The 3,744-nt window shown below is 47.2% G+C and carries 4 protein-coding genes; 1 reads left to right on the top strand and 3 read right to left on the bottom strand.

Annotation, left to right across the window (positions count from 1 at the left end; translation table 11 throughout):
• A partial coding sequence (locus ACTIE6_RS06015) for an oligosaccharide flippase family protein (RefSeq protein WP_439555770.1) occupies positions 1 to 835 on the top strand: 835 nt, incomplete at its 5' end.
• 121 nt (positions 836 to 956) lie between these two features.
• Here ACTIE6_RS06015 and ACTIE6_RS06010 read toward each other — a convergent pair.
• From ACTIE6_RS06010 to ACTIE6_RS06000, 3 genes are all read right to left on the bottom strand, one after another.
• Positions 957 to 1,805, bottom strand: a complete 849-nt coding sequence (locus tag ACTIE6_RS06010; RefSeq protein WP_439555769.1) for a sugar phosphate isomerase/epimerase family protein — start codon at positions 1,803 to 1,805, stop codon at positions 957 to 959.
• A gap of 11 nt (positions 1,806 to 1,816) precedes the next feature.
• Entirely contained in the window at positions 1,817 to 2,935 is a 1,119-nt protein-coding gene (locus ACTIE6_RS06005) for a Gfo/Idh/MocA family protein (protein WP_439555768.1), read from the bottom strand.
• Between the two features lie 152 nt (positions 2,936 to 3,087).
• On the bottom strand, positions 3,088 to 3,744 hold a 657-nt coding region (locus ACTIE6_RS06000; RefSeq protein WP_439555767.1), incomplete at its 5' end, for a ThuA domain-containing protein.

Raw genomic sequence — 3,744 nt, 5'->3', positions numbered from 1 at the left:
TGGAGGTTTCTTTTCCTTTGGGCTTTTCCAAATGGGTGAAAAAACGGTTAATTATTTTAACTCTCAATTCGATACACTCCTGATCGGAAAACTGCTTGGCATGGAAGCGCTTGGAGTATACAACATTGCCAAGACACTTGCATTTAAGCCCTATCAGATTATTAATCCAATTGTGACCAAGGTCGCGTTCCCTGTTCTTGCAAAAATGCAGGACGAAATTGAAAAGCTGAAACGTGCTTATCTTCAGATCCTTCGTTTACTTGCCTATGCCAATGCACCTGTTTATGCAGCAATGATAATATTCGCCAAGCCTCTGATCATACTTTTCTTTGGAGAAGCCTGGACTGACTCGATACCTTTTCTCAGAATTCTTGCTATAACTGCTCTTTGCAACAGCATCGGCAATCCCGTTGGGGCATTATTGCTGGCCCGAGGTCGGGCTGACTGGGGCTTCTACTGGAATCTGGGCATGTTGCTGTTTATGCCGCTTTGTATTTGGATAGGGAGTTCCTGGGGGTTAGAGGGCGTTGCGTGGGGACTTACTTTATTTAAGGTTGCAGTGATGCTCCCTGCGTGGGGCTTATTTGTATATCCCCTTTGTAAGGCTAAGTTTCTGGAGTATTTCGGAAGTATTGGTAAGCCAATTTTGCTTGCCGCAATCAGTTCCGTTGTTGCTTATTTCCTTTCCCCATCCATGAGCAATAATTATCTTACGCTAGGTATAGGCTTGTCAATACTAGGTTCTGCGTATGTTATCCTTGGCGTGCTGACTACTGACAGCCAGGAAAGGTCATCTCTGATGATGTATTTTGCAAAAAAGAAAGTCAGCTCCTAGGCCAGAAATGAACAGTATCAAACACGGATTTCCTCCAAGTCTGGTCTAACTCCATCAACAGCAAAAGTAAATGAAAAGTAGTTTGCCTGGATGTAACTATACCATCCAGGCAAATTGTATTCTACATAAAAAGCGACTTGTAAAATTTCAACCCTTCCTCCGCCAGTTCGTCGGCACTGTTTGCGAGTGGGCGCCAGATACAGGCGGCGCGGGCAAGCTCTTTGGAAGGTTGCCCGAAAGTTTCTATCACCACAGCACCTTCGTATCCGATTTCATTCAATGCGTCTCTGATACCTTCCCATTCAAGATGCCCGGTTCCTGGTGTTCCCCGGTCACTTTCGTTGCCTTGCACGTGACAAAGCAGCTCCTTTCCTATCTTCCTGATTGAAGCAGGGATATCTTTTTCTTCAATGTTGGAATGAAAGGTATCAAGAACGATTTTGAGACTTGAATGCGATACTTCCCGCACAATAGACAGCGCCTGATCAACTGTATTGACCATATCTGTTTCAAAACGGTTCAACGGTTCCAGTCCAAGCGTCACGCCTTCTGCCTTGGCGATATCGCTTACTTCGTGCAGTGTTTCAATGCACCAGGCGCGTTCCTGCCGTTTTTGTTCGTCGGAAACAATCCTGGTTTTTCCAACCGCCGAATAAAGCGGACCGCCGAAAACCGGACTTTCCATCTCAGCAGCAATGCGAATGCAATCGGTAATATAATCCCGCCCCATCTTCCGATAGGCAGGATCAGTGCTTGAAATATCACGTTCGGGTCCGAATGCACCGCTGATCGTGATTTTAAGATCAAGATCGCGGCAGGTTTGTTTTACCAGCTTCCAGTCAATGAGCATTTTGTCTTCAACAGCTACTTCAACAATGTCATAGCCAAATCCTTTTACCTTTTTAAAAAGAGGAATATTGGCCGTAGAAAACGGTGAGAACCAGATAAATGTACTTGCGCCAAAAAGCATCTCAATCGATTTTATTCTTCAAAACTTGGTACATCCACACGGATACCCCCATTCATTGCAGACTCATGCGCGCATATTCCCGCACAGGTGTAGTTAGCAGCCAGGGCAGCGTCTACTGCTGAATCCCGCTCTTCAATGATCGCGGCTACAAATTCCTGCACCAAATGCGGGTGAGAGCCGCCGTGACCTGCTCCTTGCAAAAACGATACGTGGTTAGGATCGTCAATTTTTTCGCGCTTCGTGAAGTGTTTGATCGGTTCAATCAAAAGCTCGTCTGTGTCAGGGACATCAATGCGGCTCGCATTTTCTCCACCATCAAAAATCACGTGGCTTTCGTCCTGCAATTGCTCCCATTCAAAAGACATTTTCGTCCCATACACATCATAACTTTCGCGGTACTGACGCACCACATCAAAAAGTGACCTCGTCGCTTCTGCAACAACATCAGAATTTTTGAGGGTGAAAGTGGCAGTTTCAACTGCAAACGGAGATCCGTACCTGCTTGCCAGGTCTTCCGAAAGTCGGCCAGATCCGTGGCAAACCACAGTTTCCGCAATGGTGTTGTTGATTTTTAATAATGGGGAAATAGCATGGGTTCCATTCAGCATGGGAGGGTACCCTTTCCAGTACTCACCCCAGCCTTCCATACTCATATCCTGGATATGTGAGCCGCGGACAAACTGGATCCGTCCCAGATCGCCATTTTCCGCCAGTTTCAGTCCATATAAAAACTCGCGCGTATAAAGCGCTGTTTCCATCATCATATATACCTTTTTGGCCTTGCGTTTTGCAGCTACGATCGCTTCACAGTCCTCTTTCGTCATCGCCATTGGGATCGTGCAGGCAGTATGCTTTCCCGCATTCAATGAAGCCAAAGTCATGCGTGCGTGCTCAGGAACAGGTGTAACAATGTGAATCGCATCTACATCGTCGCGCTTCGGTACATCTTCAAAATGCTCGAAAACCAGCTGCGGATCCAAATTGAACTTCGCCGCCAGCTCGTCCCGTGTTTCTTTGCTTCGTGTACATATTCCGACCGCTTTGATGTTCGGATGACTTTGATAAATAGGAATAAATTCTTTCCCAAAACCCATTCCGACAATAACTACTGTGATCTGTTTCTGACTCATGCTATGCTAAATTAATTTTCAAAAAAACTCTAAAATCTCTATCTGTTATCCCCGGGCTGAAGCCCGGGGCAATGGATTTCGGGCTGGCGCTGCGCGCCTCGCCTTGTATCGTGGCTTCCAAAGAAAGCTCCACCAATCCATTTCCGTCGACTTCAGTCGACGGAAGAAGCCGGGGTGCCTGCCCATTGCACTGCATTCCGGATCATGGTTTTGTATGGTTCGATGGTGTGCGACGCTGCGTCGTGGCCCAATGCAATTCCTACGATTCTGCCTTTTGGATATTTGACGATGAACAAACTTGGATAGGTGTTCTCGGAAGTAGTGGCTTTGCCGGTAGCGAGTATTTCAATGGGCGTCGCAGCGGGGTCTGTTTTGAAGTAGTACAGCTCGTCGTCGAGGTGGAAAGTAGCAGGGATACCTTTTGTTAATGGATGCTTTTTGTTGGTGATCGTTACATGAAAGGGTCCATACTTGTCGTGCCCGCGCGAACCTCCGCCGACCAGCTTTGCATTGTACTCAGGCCAGTCTTTCCAGTTGTACCAAATTGCAGGATGCGCCAGGATCAAGCCTTTTCCTGCATCTGCAAATGCAAAAATGGCTTTGCGAGTAGCCTCGTCGTTTATCGGCTGGTTGTTTGCCAGAAACAGCACGTCCGTCTCCTTCAACTGTGACAAGATACTCGCAGGATCACTGGTGTAAGTGACTTTTGCCAGCCCGCCTTTTTCCAGCGTAGCCACATCTTCCTGTTTGTACCAGCGGTCGAAATCGTGCGAGGAGCCGCCACCGACCATCAAAACCCGGATGGTCTT

Source organism: Dyadobacter sp., assembly GCF_051859145.1.
Classification (GTDB): Bacteria; Bacteroidota; Bacteroidia; order Cytophagales; family Spirosomataceae; genus Dyadobacter.
This window is presented reverse-complemented; position numbering and strand designations above follow the sequence as displayed.